The sequence below is a fragment of the Pseudomonas sp. ACM7 genome, assembly GCF_004136015.1.
GTDB lineage: Bacteria > Pseudomonadota > Gammaproteobacteria > Pseudomonadales > Pseudomonadaceae > Aquipseudomonas > Aquipseudomonas frigoris.
This window is the reverse complement of the sequence record NZ_CP024866.1, coordinates 3,407,975-3,426,501: the sequence shown is the minus strand read 5'-3', so window position 1 is coordinate 3,426,501 and position 18,527 is coordinate 3,407,975. Positions and strand designations below refer to the sequence as shown.

Sequence of the window (18,527 nt, the reverse complement as noted above, 5' to 3'; positions counted from 1 at the left end):
CATTAGTCCTGCGAACACAGGTCGAGTGTGGGAGCGAGCTTGCTCGCGATTGATCGCAAGAACACCACAGGTCTCAGGTTGATTGGATAATGCTCAACCGCTCGCCCACTACCATCTCGGTGATCCAGCCCACCAGGATCGAGGTGTATGCCTGTTGCGAAACAGGTTCGCTCAAGGCGTGATCGGCGCCGTCGATAATCCGGTGGGTCAGCGAGTGGGTCTGCTGACACGCAGCGCGGTAACTCATGATGGTTGAGTGGGGCACATGGTCGTCGGTCTCGGACTCCACCAGCAGCACATCCCCGGTAAATTGCGAACAGGCATGCAGCGCACGATTGCTCTCGGCGCGGACTAACGTGCTGCGGTAATCACGTAAATCGAGCTTGTCCAGGTCACGTTTTGGCGTGTGCCATTGATCATCGCGATACAGCGCCGGCACCCGCAGCGCCAGCCAGCGCACCGGACGCAATGACGTCAGGATCGAGGCCAGGTAACCGCCATAACTGGTGCCGACCACGGCAATCGCCGATGTATCGAGCGCCGGGTGCGCGAGCAAGCGGTCATACGCCGCCAGCAAGTCGCGCAGGTTGTCTTCGCGCGTGACTCGATTCAGCGCAATTCCGGCCCCGCCGGTGTGCCCGCGCAAGTCGAACGTCAGGCACACGCAACCCAAACCGGCTATGCCTTTGGCCCGCTCCAGGTCTCGCTCCTGACTGCCGCCCCAACCGTGCACAAAGAGCACGCCGGGTACTTTCGATTTTGGACTGAGAAAAGTCCCGACCATCTGCTCATCGTCGATGTCGATCTGAATGGTTTCGCTTCTAGCCGTCATAGGATTTAACCGTTACGTACTTGAGAAGAAAGTCACTGTTTTGCGCCGGCCCGCGATACACCTCGATGGCGTCCGCCGGCAGCGGCTGGTCGATGTAGGTCTCGACCGACGACACGCGAATCGCGCGCATCCCGGAGTCGTTGACGAAGCTTTGCAAGGCGGCAACTTCGGCGCTGCTGGCACCGCCCATCCGCCAGGACTGCTCGAGCACACCGCTGCGCTGCTTGCCATTACTGTCGACACCTTGGGCAATGTCGTAGTTGCGCCGCGAGGCGTAGAAACCGGGATAAGCCTCATCCGCGGCGCGGTCGAACAATTGCGCCTGGCGGATCGCCAGCCGCACATCGTCCGGCAGTTCCAGTTCGAGCAGATCATCGTAGTGACCCCGCACCACCAGCAGGTTGGACCCTCCATAAACCTGCTCGCCCTGACCGTCTTCGGTCAAGTATTGATCACCGCAATAACTCAGCACCGTGTCGCCGATAAAGCTCTGACCGACGCTGTGGGTGATCACGTTGTCCAGGTCCTGCTCCAGCACCACACCTTCGGTGAACAGCGCATTGGCCTCGGGTCTGGCGAGGATGGCATCGAACTGGTCGAGGCTTTTGATCACTTCCTGACCGCGTCCGGCGCAGGCATGAATCGGCTTGATGCGGATCGGGCCGCTGTAGAGCAGATGCTCCGCCGCAGGACGCGCATCGGCCATGGAAAAAACACTGAGGCCGTCGAGCACCACGCTGCGCACCCGTTCGGAAAACAACGGTGACCAGCCTTCCGGTGCGTGAGCATCTTTGTTGCGCAGCCCGTGACTGATGGCTTTGGTACAGATGAAATCATGGTCGACGTAACCGCCCCATAAATCCTCCGGCCCCTTGACGCCCAATTGCCGGGCGGCAGCGACGCCAACAAGCGTCTGGGTCGGCAACAGATAAAGGTCTCGACCGTTGTGCAGTTCGGGGTCGTAACTGCCGCCGTATTTAAGCCCCAGGATCTGTGCCAGCCAACGGGCCAGCGCACGATTGGTTTCCACTTCGTGCAACGGAGCCTCGGGGCGCACGGAGTGGGCGACCACCAGTTTCTTGCGGCTTGCTGGGGTCATGCGTCCCCCTTCAGTCTGCGCTTGATGAATGTAGTTGAAGGGGTGCAGAGATCAGGCCAAGGGGGGCCAAAGACAAACGTTTTTCAAATCAGCCCGTTACGAAAAACATGATGGCACCGTGCCTGCTTGATTCTGCACGACAGCCTTCAAGATTCCGGCATTTTGCACGACCGAAGGCTTACACAGATCCAATGTGGGAGCGGGCTTGCTCGCGAAAGCGGTGTGTCATTCAGCATTAATATCGACTGACAGATTGCATTCGCGAGCAAGCCCGCTCCCACATTTTGATCTGTTGTGATTTGGCTACCGAGCCACGGCTGAGGGCGTCACCCCAAACCGTGTCCGGTAATCACTCGGCGCCAACCCGGTAATCTTCTTGAACGTCGCCCGAAAGGCGCTCGGATCCTGATAACCCACCGTCCAGGCAATGTGATCGATGGTGCCGTTGGTAAACTCGAGCATTTCCCGGGCCTTGCCGACCCGCAGGTGCTGGCAGTACTCAGTGGGTTTGAGTCCAGTTGCCGCACGAAATCGACGCAGGAACGTGCGCTCTTCCAGTCCTGCCCGCTCGGCCATCGCCGCCAGCGACACATCGGTCGCTCCGGTGCTTTGCAACCAATGCTGGACCTTGAGAATCGAGGCGTCGCCATGGCTGAGAATGGGTGAAAAATTGCTGCCGCACTCGCTCGCGCTGTCGCTGTGCTCCACCACCAGAAACCGCGCGGTGCTGGTGGCAATGCTTGGCCCCAGCAGGCGGTTGACCAGACGCAAGCCCAGTTCGGACCAGGCCATCAGCCCAGCGGTGGTGATCAGGTCTCCGTCGTCAACGATGGGGGTTTCGGCCTTGAGCTTGATCGCCGGGTAACGCTCGGCGAAGGTTTTGGCCGAGGTCCAGTGGGTGGTGGCGCTGCGACCGTCAAGCAGGCCGCTTTCGGCCAACAGAATCGACCCCACACAAACCCCGCCGAGTGTCGCGCCATTGGCGTGTTGCTGACGCAGCCAGCGAGTCAGCCCCTGCGGTGCCTGGCCTTCGGAAAAACCGGCAATCGACGGCGGGATCAACACCGCCACCAACGTGCCGCCTGGAGCAGGATGACTGTCGTAGACCCGCTCGGGCGCCTGATCGCCATCAACCTGCCAATGGCTGACCCGCAGCAACGGCAACTGCGCCGCCTGATGCTCGGCGGCAATCCGGTTCGCCACCCCGAACAAGTCTGTCAATCCATGCACCGCCGCCATCTGCGCACCGGGATAGATCAGTACGCCCAACTCGGCGATTGGTCTTTCTGCGTCCATTGTCAGTTTTCCCCCTTCTATTGTCGGTGCGGCCAATCCTCGGACGGCCTGCCAGACCCAATACTTCCTTCCACACCCAACAAGCACTTCGAGGAAACAGTCATGGCCAAGCAAGCACTCATCGTAGTTGATATCCAAAACGACTACTTCCCTCAAGGCAAGTGGCCGCTGGTCGGCGCCGATGCCGCGGCGGACAATACCGTTCGTCTGCTCAAAGCCTTCCGCGATGCGGGTGATTCGGTGGTGCACATCCGCCACGAATTCACCTCCGACGAAGCGCCCTTTTTCACGCCGGGCTCCGAGGGCGCGAAGCTGCACCCCAAAGTCCTCAACCGCGCCGACGAACCGGTCGTGCTCAAACACTTCGTCAACTCGTTCCGAGAAACCGAACTACGGTCAATCCTCGACGAGCAAGGCATCAAGGAACTGGTCGTCGTCGGCAGCATGAGCCACATGTGTGTCGACGGCATCACCCGCGCGGCTGCCGATATGGGCTATACCGTCACGGTGATTCACGACGCCTGCGCTACCCGTGATCTGGAGTTCAACGGTGTCACGGTCCCGGCAGCCCAAGTGCACGCCGCCTTCATGTCGGCCCTGGGCTTCGCCTATGCGAGCGTGATTTCCACTGAGGAATTCCTGGCGGCGCATCACTGACCAACGCTTCTGCCTCATGTGCTGCAATCCGACGCTCCCGAAACAAAGAAGGCCAGTCGCGTGCGCACATGACTGGCCTTTTTTCTGAGACTTACGGCCGAAAAGCCGGATAATGGCGACCAAATCGTCTAGCCCGTTATTCTGGTAATCCCCCATGGAAATCAAGGTCAACTTTCTCGACAACCTTCGACTTGAAGCCAAGTTCGACGACTTCACGGTGGTGGCCGATCAACCTATCCGCTACAAGGGCGATGGCTCGGCACCGGGTCCGTTCGACTACTTCCTGGCTTCGTCGGCGTTGTGTGCGGCTTATTTCGTGAAGCTGTACTGCGACACTCGCAGTATTCCCACCGAAAACATCCGCCTGTCGCAGAACAACATTGTTGATCCGGAAAACCGCTACAACCAGATTTTCAAGATCCAGGTCGAGTTGCCGGCGGATATTTCCGACAAGGACCGCCAGGGCATCCTGCGTTCCATCGACCGGTGTACCGTGAAAAAAGTGGTCCAGGCCGGGCCTGAGTTTGTGATCGAAGAGGTGGAAAACCTCGACGCCGATGCCCAAGCGTTGCTGATGCCTGCTTCTACCTCAGAGGCGAGCACGTATATTGCGGGCAAGGATCTGCCGCTGGAGCAGACCATCGCCAATATGTCGGCCATTCTGGCGGACCTGGGCATGAAGATTGAAATCGCCTCGTGGCGCAATATCGTTCCCAACGTGTGGTCGCTGCATATCCGCGATGCGCACTCGCCGATGTGTTTTACCAACGGCAAGGGCGCAACCAAAGAAGGCGCGCTGGCGTCGGCGTTGGGCGAGTTTATCGAGCGACTCAACTGCAACTTCTTCTACAACGATCAGTTCTGGGGCGAAGAGATCGCCAACGCGCCGTTTGTGCATTACCCGGACGAACGCTGGTTCAAGCCTGGCCGTAAAGATGAACTGCCGGCCGAAATCCTCGACGCGTACTGCCTGAAGATTTACAACCGCGACGGCGAGTTGCGTGGTTCCCACCTGATCGACACCAACTCGGGCAATGAAGAGCGCGGCATCTGCTCGCTGCCATACGTGCGCCAGTCGGACGGCGAAGTGGTGTATTTCCCGTCCAACCTGATTGAAAACCTGTTCCTGAGCAACGGCATGAGTGCCGGCAACACGCTGGCCGAAGCCCAGGTGCAATGCCTGTCGGAGATCTTCGAGCGTGCGGTAAAACGCGAAATCATCGAAGGTGAATTTGCACTGCCGGATGTGCCCGCCGATGTGCTGGCGAAGTACCCCGGGATACTGGCCGGGATTCAGGCGCTGGAAGAGCAAGGGTTCCCGGTGTTGGTGAAGGATGCGTCCCTGGGCGGTGAATTCCCGGTGATGTGCGTCACGTTGATGAACCCGCGTACCGGCGGTGTGTTCGCCTCGTTCGGCGCGCACCCTAGCCTGGAAGTGGCACTGGAGCGCAGCCTGACCGAATTGCTCCAGGGCCGCAGCTTCGAAGGCCTCAACGACTTGCCCCAGCCGACGTTTGAAGGCCATGCGGTGACCGAGCCGAATAACTTCGTCGAGCACTTCATCGATTCCAGCGGCGTGGTGTCGTGGCGCTTCTTCAGCTCCAAGTCCGATTACGAATTCGTGGAGTGGGACTTCTCCGGCCAGGGTGAAAACTCGAATGCCGAAGAAGCCGCGACCTTGTTCGGCATTCTCGAAGGCATGGGCAAGGAAGTGTACATGGCGGTCTACGAGCATATCGGCGCGACGGCATGCCGCATCCTGGTGCCGGACTATTCGGAAATCTATCCCGTGGACGACCTGATCTGGGATAACACCAACAAAGCGCTGTTCTTCCGCGCCGATATCCTGAACCTGCATCGCCTGGACGACGACGAACTGCAAGCGCTGGTTGAGCGCCTGGTGGAAAGTGAGCTGGATGACTACACCGACATCACCTCCCTGATCGGCATCGAATTTGATGACAATACGGCCTGGGGTCAGTTGACGATCCTGGAGTTGAAGCTGCTGATTTATCTCGCCTTGCAGCAGTTTGAAGAGGCGAAAGAGGCAGTGGAGATGTTCCTGCAGTACAACGACAACACGGTTGAGCGTGGCTTGTTCTACCAGGCCGTCAATGTGGTGCTGGAGATGAAGCTGGACGAAGACCTGGAACTGGAAGACTACGAGGCCAATTTCCGCCGGATGTTTGGCAACGAGCGCACGGATGCAGCGATCGGATCGGTGGACGGCAGCGTGCGTTTCCATGGCTTGACGCCGACCAGCTTGAAACTGGAGGGGCTCGACAGGCACCTGCGGTTGATCGATAGCTACAAGAAACTGCACTCGGCACGGGCCAATGTGACCGCGTTATCCAGTTAATAGCGCCAACAAAAAAGCGAAGCCAGATGGCTTCGCTTTTTTGTTACTGACTGGATAGCTGCTTTTTAGAACGGGATATCGTCATCAAAGCTGTCGAAATCCGGAGCCGGTTGCGGAGCAGCCTGCTGTGGAGCCGGAGCCTGACGCGACTGTTGCGGTGCTGCCGACTGCTGCGGACGCGGAGCCTGCTGGCGTGGAGCCGGGGCGGACTGCTGGTAGTTATTGCCCCCGCCTTGTTGGTCGCCCTGCTGTGGACGGCCGCCCAGCAGTTGCATGGTGCCTTGCATGTCGACCACGATTTCAGTGGTGTAACGCTTGATACCGTCTTTTTCCCACTCGCGGGTCTGCAGCTTGCCTTCGATGTAGACCTGCGAACCTTTACGCAGGTACTCGCCGGCGATCTCGGCAACTTTGCCGAACATCGACACACGGTGCCATTCGGTCTTCTCGACCTTCTGACCGGTTTGCTTGTCAGTCCACTGTTCGCTGGTCGCCAGACTCAGGTTGGTCACGGCGTTACCGTTAGGCAAGTAGCGAACTTCGGGATCCTGGCCGCAAGTGCCGACCAATATGACTTTGTTAACCCCACGGGCCATAACGTTCTCCTAGGCTACGCACGCTGCCCCGGCCGGGTTGTTCACCAGGCGCTCAAGGGTGGTGCGATCCAATAGTTCTGTGTCCAATTTGATGTAAATCGCCGCTTCATCTTCGACGATCACTGCATCTGTTACCCCTACGACGGCCTTCAGGCGCTCGACCAGACCCGCTTCGCGGATCGCCTCAGGCGACAACGGCAAGCGCAGGCTCGTCACGTAGGGAGGTTCGCGCATGGTAACAGCAAAGGCCAGCCAGAGGGCAGCCAGACCGGCGCATCCAAGGAACACAACCGACAGACCGCCATGCTGGAACAACCAGCCGCCGAGGATGCCGCCCAGTGCAGAACCGAGGAACTGGCTGGTGGAATAAACCCCCATCGCCGTGCCCTTGCCGCCCGCCGGTGAAACCTTGCTGATCAGCGATGGCAACGAAGCTTCCAGCAAGTTGAACGCGGTAAAGAACACCACCGTCCCGATCACCAGAGCCCGCAAGCTATCGCCGAACTGCCAGAAGAATAGCTCAGTGAGCATCAGCGTCGCGACGGCGCCGAGTAAAACTCGTTTCATTTTGCGTTTCTTCTCGCCGTAGATGATGAACGGGATCATGGCGAAGAAGGAAATCAGCAGCGCGGTCAGGTAGACCCACCAGTGCTGCTCTTTAGGCAGCCCGGCTTTTTCGACCAGCGCCAAAGGCAACGCAACGAAGCTCGACATCAACATCGCGTGTAACACAAAAATGCCCAGGTCCAGACGCAGCAAGTCTGGATGCTTGAGCGTCGGTATCAGTGCCTGGCGCGCAACGCCGGACTCGCGGTGCTGCAACGGCCCGGTTGAGCGCGGCACCATGAACATCACGATCACGATGCCGAACAGCGCCATGCCACCCGTGGCGAGGAACAACCCGGACAGGCCAAAGGCGCGGGTCAGCAACGGTCCTACAACCATCGCGACAGCGAACGACAGACCGATCGTCATGCCGATCATGGCCATGGCTTTGGTCCGATGCTGTTCGCGGGTCAGGTCTGACAGCAACGCCATCACCGCCGCAGAAATCGCCCCGGCGCCTTGCAGGATTCGTCCGGCGATCACGCCCCAGATCGAGTCGGCATTAGCCGCCAGTACGCTACCGAGGGCGAAGACGACCAGCCCCAGGTAAATCACCGGGCGACGGCCGATACGGTCGGAAATAAAGCCGAAAGGAATCTGGAAGATCGCCTGGGTCAGGCCGTAAGCGCCAATCGCCAGCCCGATGAGGGCCGGGGTCGCGCCTGCCAGATCCATCCCATAGGTCGCCAGAACCGGCAACACCATGAACATGCCAAGCATACGGAAGGCGAACACCAGGGCCAGACCGCTTGCTGCTCGGGTCTCACTGCCACTCATGCGTTCGCTGTGGGGATCGTGCATGGAAAAACCTCATGTGAACCGGCGGCGATTCTACCAGTCCCATCGATTGACAGGGTATATCGCGACGCTTTGACGCGCTCTGCTGACAGACTCTTCATGTAAGGCTGCAACCCGCTCATTCGATAGTGTGCATCCATCCAGTATTTGGCCGTATACTCCTACGTTTTCGACGCCCGCCGAGCGAGGCCACTTTGGACAAGATCCTGATTCGTGGGGCCCGAACCCACAACCTGAAGAACATCGACCTGACCCTGCCCAGGGACAAACTGATCGTCATCACCGGCCTGTCCGGCTCCGGAAAATCATCTCTGGCATTCGACACGCTGTACGCCGAAGGCCAGCGCCGCTACGTCGAATCGCTGTCGGCCTACGCTCGGCAATTTTTGTCGATGATGGAAAAACCTGACGTCGACACCATCGAAGGTTTGTCGCCAGCCATTTCCATCGAGCAGAAATCGACCTCGCACAACCCGCGTTCGACGGTCGGCACCATCACCGAAATCTACGATTATCTGCGCCTGCTTTACGCTCGCGTGGGTATTCCGCGCTGCCCGGATCACGACATTCCGCTGGAAGCCCAGACCGTCAGCCAGATGGTCGACCTGGTCCTCGCCCAACCGGAGGGCAGCAAGCTTATGCTGTTAGCGCCGGTGATCCGCGAGCGTAAAGGCGAACACCTTTCGGTTTTCGAAGAACTGCGCGCCCAAGGCTTTGTGCGGGCCCGGGTCAACGGCCGGCTCTGCGAGCTGGACGAATTGCCGAAGCTGGATAAGCAGAAGAAGCACTCGATCGATGTGGTGGTCGACCGTTTCAAGGTGCGCGCCGACCTACAGCAGCGCCTGGCCGAGTCGTTCGAGACCGCTTTAAAGCTCGCGGACGGCATCGCCCTGGTTGCGCCGATGGACGACGAGCCCGGCGAAGAAATCATCTTCTCCGCGCGCTTCGCCTGCCCGATCTGCGGTCATGCCATCAGCGAACTGGAACCCAAGCTGTTCTCCTTCAACAACCCTGCCGGCGCTTGCCCGACGTGCGATGGCCTGGGGGTGAAGCAGTTCTTCGACATCAAGCGATTGGTCAATGGCGAACTGACGCTGGCCGAGGGCGCGATTCGTGGCTGGGACCGGCGCAACGTCTATTACTTCCAGATGCTCGGGTCGCTGGCCTCGCACTACAAGTTCAGTCTGGAGGTGCCGTTCAACGAACTGCCGGCCGATCAGCAGAAATTCATCTTGCACGGCAGCGGTTCGCAGAACGTCGACTTCAAATACCTGAACGACCGTGGCGACATCGTCAAACGTTCGCACCCGTTCGAAGGCATCGTGCCGAATCTGGAACGTCGCTACCGTGAAACCGAGTCCGCCTCGGTGCGTGAAGAGGTGGCCAAGTTCCTCAGCACCCAGCCTTGCCCGGATTGCCGCGGTACTCGCCTGCGTCGTGAGGCGCGGCATGTGTGGGTTGGCGAGAAGACGCTGCCGGCGGTGACCAATCTGCCGATTGGCGATGCCTGTGAATATTTCGGCGTGCTGAAACTCACCGGCCGCCGTGGCGAAATTGCTGACAAGATTCTCAAGGAAATTCGCGAGCGACTTCAGTTCCTGGTCAACGTTGGCCTCGATTATCTGTCGCTCGATCGCAGTGCGGACACATTGTCTGGCGGTGAAGCTCAGCGGATTCGTCTGGCCAGTCAGATCGGCGCGGGCCTGGTAGGGGTTCTGTACATCCTCGACGAGCCGTCGATTGGCTTGCACCAACGGGACAACGATCGGCTGCTCGGTACGCTCAAGCACCTGCGGGACATCGGTAATACGGTGATTGTGGTCGAGCACGACGAAGATGCGATTCGCCTGGCTGACTACGTGGTGGATATCGGCCCGGGTGCGGGTGTACACGGTGGGCATATCGTTGCCGAAGGTACGCCGGCCGAAGTCATGGCTCATCCTGATTCGTTGACCGGCAAATACCTGTCGGGTCGGGTGAAGATTGCCGTTCCGGCCAAACGCACACCGCGCAACAAGAAGTTGTCGCTGTCCCTCAAGGGTGCACGCGGCAACAACTTGCGCGATGTCGATCTGGACATTCCGATCGGCCTGCTGACCTGCGTGACCGGCGTGTCCGGCTCGGGCAAGTCGACGCTGATCAACAACACCCTGTTCCCGCTTAGCGCTACGGCGTTGAACGGAGCGACGACACTCGAAGCGGCTGCCCACGACAGCATCAAAGGCCTGGAGCATCTGGATAAGGTTGTCGACATCGATCAGAGCCCGATCGGTCGAACGCCACGCTCCAACCCGGCGACCTACACCGGATTGTTTACACCGATTCGCGAACTGTTCGCCGGTGTGCCGGAGTCCCGCTCCCGCGGTTATGGTCCTGGACGATTCTCCTTCAACGTGAAGGGCGGACGTTGCGAAGCGTGTCAGGGCGATGGCTTGATCAAGGTGGAAATGCACTTCCTGCCGGACATCTATGTTCCGTGCGACGTCTGCAAGAGCAAGCGCTACAACCGCGAGACTCTGGAGATCAAGTACAAGGGCAAGAGCATCCACGAAACCCTCGAGATGACGATCGAGGAAGCGCGGGTGTTCTTCGACGCGGTTCCGGCCTTGGCGCGCAAGCTTCAGACGCTGATGGATGTCGGCCTGTCGTACATCAAGCTCGGGCAGTCAGCGACCACGCTGTCGGGTGGTGAAGCCCAACGGGTCAAGCTGTCCCGCGAACTGTCCAAGCGCGACACCGGCAAGACGCTGTATATCCTCGATGAGCCGACAACTGGCCTGCACTTCGCGGATATTCAGCAGCTGCTCGACGTACTGCATCGATTGCGCGACCACGGCAACACCGTGGTGGTGATCGAGCACAATCTGGATGTGATCAAGACGGCCGACTGGCTGGTGGACTTGGGGCCGGAAGGCGGTTCCAAGGGCGGCCAGATCATTGCAGTCGGTACGCCGGAAGAAGTGTCCGAGATGAAGCAATCTCACACGGGCTTCTACCTCAAGCCGCTACTGGCTCGCGACAAAGCCTGAATCAGGCCCACGAAAAAGCCCCTGTCACTTCATCGGTGACAGGGGCTTTTTTGTAGCCGGCGGAATCAGAACTGCGATTGCAGGTAATTCTCCAGACCGATCAACTTGATCAGACCCAACTGCTTCTCGAGCCAGTAGGTGTGATCCTCTTCGGTGTCGTTCAGCTGAATACGCAGCATCTCGCGGCTGACGTAGTCCTTGTGCAGCTCGCAGAGCTCGATGCCCTTGCAGAGTGCGGCGCGGACTTTGTATTCCAGACGCAGGTCCGCGGCGAGCATGTCAGGCACTGTGGTGCCGACGTCCAGGTCGTCCGGACGCATGCGCGGAGTGCCTTCGAGCATTAGAATCCGGCGCATCAGGGCGTCAGCGTGCTGCGCCTCTTCGTCCATTTCGTGGTTGATACGTTCGTAGAGCTCGGTAAAACCCCAGTCCTCGTACATCCGCGAATGGATGAAATATTGATCACGAGCCGCCAGTTCGCCGGTCAGCAACGTGTTGAGGTAATCGATTACGTCTGGGTGGCCTTGCATCGCCCTACATCTCCCTGCTTGAAAGTCTGTAGTTTGAACCAAGCAGACTGTTTGGTCACTCTGCTTGCGCGATAAAAGCGAAGATATTCTGAGAAAAGTGGTTTAAATAACGCAAAAACCGCCAAAATGAGGGCGGTTCTGCTTCTCGTTTAGACTTCGTTAAGCTGTACGCCCAACGCCGTTGCGATCGCTTCTCCGTACGCCGGGTCGGCCCTGAAGAAATGCTGCAGTTGACGATCAACCACGTCACCGGAAACTCCCGCCATGGCGCCGGCAATGTTGTTGACCAGCAGGGTTTTCTGCTCATCATTCATCAGGCGGAACAGTGCACCGGCGTGGCTGTAGTAGTCAGTATCTTCGCGATGATCGTAACGATCAGCTGCACCACTCAGCGCCAGCGCTGGCTCTGCATAGCGAGGTGCTTGTTTCGGCGATTCGATGTAGCTGTTCGGCTCGTAGTTAGGTGTCGCACCGCCATTGCTGCCAAACGCCATCGAACCGTCGCGCTGATAGCTGTTCACCGGGCTGCGAGGCGCGTTCACCGGCAATTGCTGGTGGTTGGTGCCAATGCGGTAGCGGTGAGCATCGGCGTAAGCGAACACTCGCCCCTGCAACATGCGGTCAGGCGACAAACCGACACCCGGGACCATGTTGCTCGGACCGAACGCCGCTTGCTCGACTTCAGCAAAGTAGTTCTGTGGGTTGCGGTTAAGTTCCAGCTCACCCACTTCGATCAGCGGAAACTCTTTCTGCGACCAGGTTTTGGTCACGTCAAACGGGTTCTCGTAGTGCGCTGCGGCCTGAGCCTCGGTCATGATCTGGATGCACACGCGCCATTTCGGAAAATCACCGCGCTCGATCGCGCCGAACAGATCACGCTGTGCGTAATCTGGATCGGTACCAGCCAGGCGCGCCGCTTCTGCTGGCGCCAGGTTTTTGATCCCTTGCTTGGTCTTGTAGTGCCATTTCACCCAGTGACGTTCGCCATTGGCGTTGATCAGGCTGTAGGTGTGGCTGCCGAAGCCGTGCATGTGACGGTAGCCATCGGGGATGCCGCGGTCCGAGAACAGAATAGTGACCTGATGCAACGCCTCAGGTGAGTGCGACCAGAAGTCCCACATCATTTGTGCGCTTTTCAGATTGCTTTGCGGAAGACGTTTTTGGGTGTGAATAAAGTCAGGGAATTTGAGCGGATCGCGGATGAAGAACACTGGCGTGTTGTTGCCCACGATGTCCCAGTTACCTTCTTCGGTGTAGAACTTCAGGGCAAAGCCACGTGGATCGCGTTCTGTGTCGGCCGAACCACGCTCACCGCCAACGGTGGAAAACCGCAGGAAGGTTGGGGTTTGCTTACCAACAGATTCAAACAGTTTGGCACTGGAGTACTCGGTGATGTCCCGAGTTACGGTGAACGTACCGTAAGCACCCGAACCTTTGGCGTGTACGCGGCGCTCAGGGATGTTTTCACGGTTGAAGTGGGCAAGCTTCTCGATCAGGTGAAAGTCGTCGAGCAGCAGCGGGCCACGAGGGCCGGCGGAGCGGGAATTCTGGTTGTCGGCGACAGGAGCGCCACTGGCGGTGGTAAGTGTTCTATTTTGGCTCATGCGATGTCTTCCTCTGTCTGTCTTTCCTACTGCCGGCTAATCGGCTGAGAGGGAGTATTGACCATCAACATGACACCATCAAATTCATTAAGTTGTGAGCATCGATAGATAAATACTAATGAAACTGTATCACCTAGTCCTCTCGATACTTTTCGAGCGCTCACAAAAAACCGGACACTAGGCCCGGTTCTTCGTTTCAGACTGACGTCTTACTCAGCGGATACAGCTTCACCACCGGCAGGACGATCAACCAACTCGACGTACGCCATAGGCGCGTTGTCGCCAGTGCGGAAACCGCACTTGAGGATGCGCAGGTAGCCACCCTCACGGGTAGCGTAACGCTTGCCCAGGTCGTTGAAGAGCTTACCAACGATAGCTTTCGAACGAGTACGGTCGAAAGCCAGACGGCGGTTAGCCAGGCTGTCTGTCTTGGCCAAAGTGATCAGCGGCTCAGCAACGCGACGCAGTTCTTTAGCTTTCGGCAGTGTAGTTTTGATCAGCTCGTGCTCGAACAGCGACACTGCCATGTTTTGAAACATGGCCTTGCGGTGCGAGCTAGTGCGGCTCAGGTGACGACCACTTTTACGATGACGCATGGTTCATTCCTTACCAAACACAACGTTCGGTGATTACGACGATCAGGCAGTCGCCTTGTCGTCCTTCTTAAGACTTGCAGGCGGCCAGTTGTCGAGGCGCATGCCGAGGGACAGACCGCGGGAGGCCAGAACGTCCTTGATTTCAGTCAAGGATTTCTTGCCAAGGTTCGGAGTCTTCAACAGCTCTACTTCGGTACGCTGAATCAGGTCACCGATGTAGTAGATGTTTTCCGCCTTAAGGCAGTTAGCCGAACGTACAGTCAGTTCCAGATCGTCAACCGGGCGAAGCAGGATCGGATCGATCTCGTCTTCCTGCTCAACAACCACTGGCTCGCTGTCACCTTTGAGGTCGACGAACGCAGCCAACTGCTGTTGCAGAATGGTTGCAGCGCGGCGAATAGCCTCTTCAGGGTCCAGAGTACCGTTGGTTTCCAGATCAATAACCAGCTTGTCCAGGTTAGTACGCTGTTCGACACGGGCGTTTTCCACCACGTATGCGATACGGCGAACCGGGCTGAACGAAGAGTCAAGCTGCAAGCGACCGATGCTGCGGCTTTCGTCTTCATCGCTCTGACGCGAGTCTGCCGGTTCATAACCACGACCACGAGCTACGGTGAGCTTCATGTTCAGGGCGCCGTTAGACGCCAGGTTAGCGATTACGTGATCGGGGTTAACGATCTCGACATCATGATCCAGCTGAATATCGGCAGCGGTAACCACCCCCGAACCCTTCTTCGACAAGGTCAGCGTAACTTCGTCACGGCCGTGCAGCTTGATAGCCAGACCTTTAAGGTTCAACAGGATTTCAATTACGTCTTCCTGTACACCTTCGATGGCGCTGTACTCATGGAGCACACCGTCAATCTCGGCCTCGACTACTGCGCAGCCGGGCATTGAGGACAACAGGATGCGGCGCAGCGCGTTGCCCAGGGTGTGGCCAAAACCACGCTCGAGAGGCTCGAGAGTGATCTTGGCGCGGGTTGGACTGACAACCTGCACATCAATATGGCGGGGTGTCAGGAACTCATTTACCGAAATCTGCATGGATGCACCTATTTTCTAGCCCTTACTTGGAGTAGAGCTCGACAATCAGGCTTTCGTTGATGTCGGCGGACAGATCACTGCGAGCAGGAACGTTCTTGAAAACGCCCGACTTCTTCTCAGTGTCTACTTCTACCCATTCTACGCGGCCACGTTGGGCACACAGATCGAGAGCTTGGACAATGCGAAGTTGGTTCTTTGCTTTCTCGCGAATCGCGACCACGTCACCAGCACGAACCTGGTACGACGGCACGTTTACGGTCTGACCGTTAACGCTTACGGATTTGTGCGATACCAGCTGACGGGATTCGGCACGAGTAGAGCCAAAACCCATACGGTATACAACGTTGTCCAGACGGCATTCGAGCAGTTGCAACAGGTTTTCGCCAGTTGCACCTTTCTTGCCAGCAGCTTCTTTGTAGTAGCCGCTGAATTGACGCTCGAGAACGCCGTAGATACGACGGACCTTCTGCTTTTCACGCAGTTGGGTGCCGTAATCGGACTGGCGACCGCGGCGTTGGCCGTGGATACCAGGTGCTGCTTCAATGTTGCACTTCGATTCGATCGCGCGCACGCCGCTCTTCAAGAAGAGATCGGTGCCTTCGCGACGAGCGAGTTTGCATTTTGGACCAATGTAACGAGCCATTCTTTACAATCTCCTGGATTACACGCGGCGCTTCTTCGGCGGACGGCACCCGTTGTGCGGGATTGGCGTCACGTCGGTGATGCTGGCGATCTTGTAGCCACAGCCGTTCAAAGCGCGGACTGCAGATTCACGACCTGGACCTGGACCTTTGACGTTAACGTCGAGGTTTTTCAGGCCGTATTCCAGCGCAGCTTGACCAGCACGTTCAGCAGCTACTTGAGCAGCAAACGGGGTGGACTTGCGGGAACCGCGGAAACCCGAACCACCGGAGGTAGCCCAGGAAAGAGCGTTGCCTTGACGGTCGGTGATGGTCACGATTGTGTTGTTAAAAGATGCATGGATGTGGGCGATGCCATCAACCACTGTCTTTTTAACTTTTTTACGAGGACGAGCAGCAGGTTTAGCCATGATTAATTTCCTGTCGATTCGCTGGGGCGATTACTTGCGGATCGGCTTACGCGGACCTTTACGGGTACGCGCGTTAGTCTTGGTACGCTGACCGCGCACTGGAAGACCACGACGATGACGCAGACCGCGATAGCAACCGAGGTCCATCAAACGCTTGATTTTCATGTTGATTTCGCGACGCAGGTCACCTTCAGTGGTGAACTTCGCCACTTCGCCACGCAGCTGTTCAATCTGCTCGTCGCTCAGATCTTTGATCTTTGCGGCTGGGTTTACCCCAGTCACTGCACAGATCTTCTGTGCAGTAGTGCGACCAACACCATAGATGTAGGTCAGCGAGATAACAGTATGCTTGTTATCTGGAATGTTAACGCCTGCAATACGGGCCATTCAGTGGGACTCCAATTGACAGCTACCTACGCCCCGGAAGCCAAGAAATAGGGCGCGAGATAATATCGCTGTAATAACAAATAATCAACCCGGCAGCGCACTAGCTGCCGGGCTTGAAGCACAATCACACTCAGCCTTGGCGCTGTTTGTGACGCGGTTCCGCGCTGCAAATTACTCGAACAACACCTTCGCGGCGAATAATCTTGCAGTTACGGCACAGCTTTTTCACCGATGCACGAACTTTCATCACCAACTCCTCGAACCTTATGGGTACTCAGCGCAACATGCCGCTGCCGTAACCCTTCAGGTTGGCTTTCTTCATCAGGGATTCGTACTGGTGCGAAACGAGGTGCGATTGTACTTGGGACATGAAGTCCATCACAACCACGACGACGATCAGCAACGAGGTCCCGCCAAGGTAGAACGGTACGTTTGCTGCAACCACCAGGAACTGGGGCAGCAAGCACACGGCCGTCATGTAAAGAGCACCGAACATGGTCAAACGAGTCAGAACGCCATCAATGTAGCGCGCAGACTGCTCGCCTGGACGGATGCCCGGAATAAAGGCACCGGACTTCTTCAGGTTTTCCGCTACGTCTTTCGGATTGAACATCAACGCCGTATAGAAGAAGCAGAAGAAAATAATCCCTGCACTAAACAGCAGAATATTCAACGGCTGACCAGGAGCGATCGACTGCGAGATGTCCTGCAACCAGCCCATACCTTCAGACTGGCCGAACCAGGCACCCAACGAAGCCGGGAACAGCAAAATGCTGCTCGCGAAAATGGCCGGAATAACACCGGCCATGTTCACCTTCAGCGGCAAGTGGCTAGTCTGCGCAGCGAAGACCTTGCGGCCCTGCTGACGCTTGGCGTAGTGAACAGCAATACGACGCTGACCACGCTCAATGAACACCACAAAACCGATAATCGCTACTGCCAGCAAACCGATGGCAACCAGGGCGAAGATGTTGATATCACCCTGACGTGCAGACTCGAAAGACTGCCCGATCGCTCTCGGAAGACCGGCGACGATACCCGAAAAAATCAACATCGAGATACCGTTGCCAACACCACGCTCAGTAATCTGCTCACCCAGCCACATCATGAACATCGCACCAGCCACAAAAGTGGATACCGCGACGAAATGGAAGCCAAAGTCACCAGTGAACGCAACGCCCTGCCCTGCCAGACCAATGGACATGCCAATTGCCTGAACGAGAGCGAGAACGACAGTGCCGTAGCGGGTGTACTGGCTGATCTTGCGACGGCCAGCTTCACCTTCCTTCTTCAACTGCTCCAACTGCGGGCTGACGGCGGTCATCAGCTGCATGATGATCGATGCCGAAATGTACGGCATGATCCCCAGTGCAAAGATGCTCATCCGTTCCAGCGCGCCGCCGGAAAACATGTTGAACAAGCTAAGAATGGTCCCCTCATTCTGTCGAAACAGGTCCGCGAGTCGGTCCGGGTTGATACCTGGAACCGGGATGTGTGCGCCTATTCGGTAGACGATAATCGCCAGGAACAGAAAACGCAGACGAGCCCAGAGTTCAGACATACCGCCTTTGCCGAGCGCAGAGAGAGCACCTTGCTTAGCCATTTATTCCTCGAACTTGCCGCCAGCTGCTTCGATAGCCGCACGCGCACCTTTGGTGGCGCCGATTCCCTTTCCGATGGTAACAGCGCGAGTAACTTCGCCGGACAGCATGATTTTCACACGCTGTACGTTGACGTTGATCACGTTGGCATCTTTCAGGGACTGCACGGTGACGATGTCGCCTTCCACTTTAGCCAGCTCAGACAGACGCACTTCTGCGCGGTCCATGGCTTTCAGGGAAACGAAACCGAACTTCGGCAGGCGACGATGCAGCGGCTGTTGACCGCCTTCAAAGCCTGGAGCAATGGTGCCACCGGAGCGGGAGGACTGACCTTTGTGGCCACGGCCACCGGTCTTGCCCAAACCACTACCGATACCACGGCCCGGACGATGCTTTTCGCGACGGGAACCCGGCGCTGGACTCAGATCATTGAGTTTCATCG

The 18,527-nt window shown here is 57.7% G+C and carries 18 protein-coding genes; 3 read left to right on the top strand and 15 right to left on the bottom strand.

Features of this window, described 5'->3' with window-relative positions:
* Positions 1-73: 73 nt before the first annotated feature.
* The 3 genes from CUN63_RS16150 to CUN63_RS16140 all read right to left on the bottom strand — a co-directional run bounded on the left by CUN63_RS16150 (position 74) and on the right by CUN63_RS16140 (position 3,227).
* Positions 74-832 (bottom strand): S9 family peptidase, encoded by a 759-nt coding sequence (locus tag CUN63_RS16150; protein WP_129440780.1) that lies wholly within the window; start codon positions 830-832, stop codon positions 74-76.
* Positions 822-1,931, bottom strand: coding sequence for a DUF3182 family protein (locus tag CUN63_RS16145; protein WP_129440778.1), 1,110 nt, complete (start codon positions 1,929-1,931; stop codon positions 822-824). The genes CUN63_RS16150 and CUN63_RS16145 overlap by 11 nt, the downstream gene beginning before the upstream one ends.
* Positions 1,932-2,234: 303 nt before the next feature.
* Complete coding sequence (locus CUN63_RS16140; RefSeq protein WP_129440776.1) at positions 2,235-3,227, bottom strand: GlxA family transcriptional regulator; 993 nt, start codon at positions 3,225-3,227, stop codon at positions 2,235-2,237.
* Positions 3,228-3,329: 102 nt separating this feature from the next.
* On the opposite strand from CUN63_RS16140, the gene CUN63_RS16135 reads away from it, so the two are divergent.
* Together CUN63_RS16135 and CUN63_RS16130 are read left to right on the top strand one after the other, a co-directional pair.
* Entirely contained in the window at positions 3,330-3,884 is a 555-nt protein-coding gene (locus CUN63_RS16135) for a cysteine hydrolase family protein (RefSeq protein ID WP_129440774.1), read from the top strand.
* Between the two features lie 154 nt (positions 3,885-4,038).
* The gene (locus CUN63_RS16130; RefSeq protein ID WP_129440772.1) at positions 4,039-6,243 is read left to right on the top strand and encodes an OsmC domain/YcaO domain-containing protein; all 2,205 of its coding nucleotides are present in this window, start codon (positions 4,039-4,041) and stop codon (positions 6,241-6,243) included.
* Positions 6,244-6,308: 65 nt separating this feature from the next.
* On the opposite strand, the gene CUN63_RS16125 is transcribed toward CUN63_RS16130, so the two are convergent.
* Together CUN63_RS16125 and CUN63_RS16120 are read right to left on the bottom strand one after the other, a co-directional pair.
* Complete coding sequence (locus CUN63_RS16125; RefSeq protein ID WP_008145505.1) at positions 6,309-6,839, bottom strand: single-stranded DNA-binding protein; 531 nt, start codon at positions 6,837-6,839, stop codon at positions 6,309-6,311.
* A 9-nt stretch (positions 6,840-6,848) separates the two neighbouring features.
* On the bottom strand, positions 6,849-8,246 hold the full coding sequence (locus CUN63_RS16120) for an MFS transporter (RefSeq protein WP_129440770.1): 1,398 nt from the start codon (positions 8,244-8,246) through the stop codon (positions 6,849-6,851).
* Between the two features lie 191 nt (positions 8,247-8,437).
* Between CUN63_RS16120 and uvrA the strand changes: the two genes are divergently transcribed.
* Positions 8,438-11,272 (top strand): excinuclease ABC subunit UvrA, encoded by a 2,835-nt coding sequence (gene uvrA / locus CUN63_RS16115; RefSeq protein ID WP_129440768.1) that lies wholly within the window; start codon positions 8,438-8,440, stop codon positions 11,270-11,272.
* Positions 11,273-11,337: 65 nt separating this feature from the next.
* Here the strand turns inward: uvrA and bfr are convergent, their stop codons facing one another.
* From bfr to rplO, 10 genes are all read right to left on the bottom strand, one after another.
* Positions 11,338-11,802, bottom strand: a complete 465-nt coding sequence (gene bfr / locus CUN63_RS16110; protein WP_129440766.1) for a bacterioferritin — start codon at positions 11,800-11,802, stop codon at positions 11,338-11,340.
* 149 nt (positions 11,803-11,951) lie between these two features.
* Positions 11,952-13,406 (bottom strand): catalase, encoded by a 1,455-nt coding sequence (locus tag CUN63_RS16105; RefSeq protein WP_129440764.1) that lies wholly within the window; start codon positions 13,404-13,406, stop codon positions 11,952-11,954.
* 209 nt (positions 13,407-13,615) lie between these two features.
* Positions 13,616-14,002 carry a 50S ribosomal protein L17 gene (gene rplQ / locus CUN63_RS16100; protein ID WP_008145500.1) on the bottom strand — a complete coding sequence of 129 codons (387 nt, stop codon included), beginning with the start codon at positions 14,000-14,002 and terminating at the stop codon, positions 13,616-13,618.
* A 42-nt stretch (positions 14,003-14,044) separates the two neighbouring features.
* The gene (gene rpoA / locus CUN63_RS16095; RefSeq protein ID WP_003186012.1) at positions 14,045-15,046 is read right to left on the bottom strand and encodes a DNA-directed RNA polymerase subunit alpha; all 1,002 of its coding nucleotides are present in this window, start codon (positions 15,044-15,046) and stop codon (positions 14,045-14,047) included.
* A 22-nt stretch (positions 15,047-15,068) separates the two neighbouring features.
* A complete protein-coding gene (gene rpsD / locus CUN63_RS16090; protein ID WP_003210056.1) occupies positions 15,069-15,689 on the bottom strand; it encodes a 30S ribosomal protein S4 in 621 nt (206 codons plus the stop codon).
* 18 nt (positions 15,690-15,707) lie between these two features.
* Positions 15,708-16,097 carry a 30S ribosomal protein S11 gene (gene rpsK / locus CUN63_RS16085; protein ID WP_002555466.1) on the bottom strand — a complete coding sequence of 130 codons (390 nt, stop codon included), beginning with the start codon at positions 16,095-16,097 and terminating at the stop codon, positions 15,708-15,710.
* 30 nt (positions 16,098-16,127) lie between these two features.
* A complete protein-coding gene (rpsM, locus tag CUN63_RS16080) occupies positions 16,128-16,484 on the bottom strand; it encodes a 30S ribosomal protein S13 (RefSeq protein WP_003186020.1) in 357 nt (118 codons plus the stop codon).
* 130 nt (positions 16,485-16,614) lie between these two features.
* The gene (gene rpmJ / locus CUN63_RS16075) at positions 16,615-16,731 is read right to left on the bottom strand and encodes a 50S ribosomal protein L36 (RefSeq protein ID WP_002555468.1); all 117 of its coding nucleotides are present in this window, start codon (positions 16,729-16,731) and stop codon (positions 16,615-16,617) included.
* A gap of 27 nt (positions 16,732-16,758) precedes the next feature.
* Entirely contained in the window at positions 16,759-18,087 is a 1,329-nt protein-coding gene (secY, locus tag CUN63_RS16070) for a preprotein translocase subunit SecY (RefSeq protein ID WP_003228718.1), read from the bottom strand.
* Positions 18,088-18,525, bottom strand: coding sequence for a 50S ribosomal protein L15 (gene rplO, locus CUN63_RS16065; RefSeq protein WP_007896782.1), 438 nt, complete (start codon positions 18,523-18,525; stop codon positions 18,088-18,090).
* Between the last annotated feature and the right edge of the window lie 2 nt (positions 18,526-18,527).